2 protein-coding genes and 1 pseudogene are annotated in these 2,297 nt (G+C 66.1%); all 3 read left to right on the top strand.

Annotated elements, in window-relative coordinates:
- Positions 1-113: 113 nt before the first annotated feature.
- Positions 114-1,185, top strand: a pseudogene (locus tag ACWNCF_RS03020) (branched-chain amino acid ABC transporter permease).
- Between the two features lie 265 nt (positions 1,186-1,450).
- A complete protein-coding gene (locus tag ACWNCF_RS03015; RefSeq protein WP_449405963.1) occupies positions 1,451-2,119 on the top strand; it encodes a choice-of-anchor J domain-containing protein in 669 nt (222 codons plus the stop codon).
- Positions 2,120-2,132: 13 nt separating this feature from the next.
- Positions 2,133-2,297: post-PEP-CTERM-1 domain-containing protein (locus ACWNCF_RS03010; RefSeq protein WP_449405964.1), on the top strand; the 165-nt coding region annotated here is incomplete at its 3' end.

Raw genomic sequence — 2,297 nt, 5'->3', positions numbered from 1 at the left:
TGTAACCTTACTTCGTTCAGTTACGTATTGCTAAGGTTAAAACGGAGGAGTTCGTTGGATGATCCAGCACCTCTGTGGCGCCCGGCCGGCCTGTACGCGAAAGGACGTCACTGATGCTGATCCGCCTTCTTTCCGGCGACCTGCCGCGCAGCCAGGCTGCTGTCCGCGATCCTCGTCGCCATCCTGCTCGGCCTGCTGTTCGCGCCCTTCCTCTTTTCCGGTGCGCGCCCGCTGAACACGGCGGCCACGATCTGCGTGTACGTCGTCCTCGTCGCCTCGTACGACCTGCTGCTGGGCTATACGGGCATCGTCTCCTTCGCCCACACGATGTTCTACGGGATCGGCGCGTACGGCGTCGGCATCGCCCTGTCCAGCGTGGACGAGCCGACGTGGAGCGCGATCGTCGCCGGCCTGGCCGCCGCGCTGGCGCTGACGGTCGTCCTTGCCTTCGTCGTCGGCCTGTTCGCCCTGCGCGTGCGCGCCATCTTCTACGCGATGATCACGCTGGCCGTGGCGTCGTCGTTCTCGGTACTCGCGTCGCAGCTTTCGGATTTCACCGGCGGCGAGGACGGCCGCACGTTCAGCGTGCCGGAACTGCTGTCGCCCGGCTACACGCTCGTCGACCACGACGTGTTCGGGCGCGCCGTCGACGGCAGGCTGATCACCTATTACATCGTGTTCGCGGGCTGCCTCGTGCTGTTCCTGTTCCTGCTGCGCCTCGTGAATTCGCCGTTCGGCAGGGTCCTGCAGGCGATTCGCGAGAACGAGTTCCGCGCCGAGGCCCTCGGCTACCGCACCGTCGTCTACCGCATCTGGGCGAACGTGCTGGCCGCCGTCGTCGCCGCATTGGCCGGCGCGCTGATGGCCCTGTGGCTGCGCTACGTCGGGCCGATGACCAGCCTCGGCTTCGAGGTCATGACCGACATCCTCCTCATCGTCGTCATCGGCGGCATGGGCACGATGTACGGCGCGGTCGTCGGCGCGACGCTGTTCATCCTCGCCCAGAACTATCTCAAGGTGCTGATGGGGCAGGCGTCCGGGATGGTGTCCGGCATACCGCTGCTGGCCGCCGCCCTGCAGCCGGACCGCTGGATGCTGTGGCTGGGCGTGCTGTTCATTCTCTCTATCTACTTCTTCCCGATCGGCATCGTCGGCAAGCTGCGCCTGCGCCGCGCGGGGCGCTGATTCGGCACGCCGTGTGGCGGGCCCGGACCATCGATCAGGGTGGGCACCCCGTGCCCACGATACTTCCCCTCATCATTCTTCCCCGCCAGCCCGCGTCGAGCGCTCATCGGTCCCGCCCGACAGTACGTGGATTTGCACAGCCCGTTCGTTAGCTAAATATCAAAATTCATTGTCGTCCGACTCATAAGATGAGCCCAGCTATGGCCTCGTCGACCAGCCAGCGCGAGCGGTCCACCATCCTACTGGCTTCCATGAAAGGGCTTCCATGAAACCCGTAAAAACCTTGTGTGCGGCAGCGGCATTGTCCCTGTCGCTCGCCGTACCGGGCGCATCGAGCGCCCGTGCGGCCGGGGTCGAAGTGCTCAACGAAGGATTCGACAATGTCGCGGCCCTTGACGGATGGGCCCAGGTCAACAACAGCGTCCCGGCCGGCAGCGGCTGGTTCCAGGGCAATGGCGCGCTGTTCCCGGCCCAGTCCGGCGCTCCGGACGCCTACGCGGCCGCCAACTTCCTCGGCGCCGCGAACGGCAGCGGCAGCGTCGACAACTGGCTGATCACCCCGGTCTTCGACCTGTCCGGCACCACGACGCTGAGCTTCTACACGCGCCACGACGACCTGCCCGGCTTCAACGACATGCTCGAAGTGCGCTACGCCTCCGGCACCGGCACGGATGTGGCCGACTTCTCGACGCTGCTGGCGACGGTCGGCGGCACGGCCGGTTATCCGACCGACTGGCAGCAGTTCACGGCCACCGTCACGGACAACGGCAGCGGCCGCTTCGCATTCCGCTACCTGGGCCCGGCCGATACCCTGAACTATGTGGGCCTCGATACGGTCTCGGTCGTAACGGCGGTGCCGGAGCCGGCGCGCTGGATGATGCTGGCGTTCGGCCTCGGCCTGTTCACCCTGCTGCGCCGCCAGTCGCGCATTTGATCGGAGAAACGCCATGTCCAAGGAAAGACTGATCACCATCGGTACGCTCGCCGCCCTGTGCCTGATGGCCGCCTTCTCGCTGCATGCCAAGGCCGCCGGCCAGGAAGGCATGGTCGTCGTGCGCGACCCGCAAACGGGCAAGATGCGCGCCCCGACACCCGACGAACTCAGGGAGCTG

This window comes from Massilia phosphatilytica (assembly GCF_977014125.1).
Note: the sequence above shows the minus strand (reverse complement) of the source record. Positions and strands in the feature narration are given on the sequence as shown.

Excerpts from the sequence above, each read along its gene's own strand:
- ACWNCF_RS03015 (WP_449405963.1), top strand. The coding sequence starts at position 1,451 with ATGAAACCCGTAAAAACCTTGTGTGCGGCAGCGGCATTGTCCCTGTCG.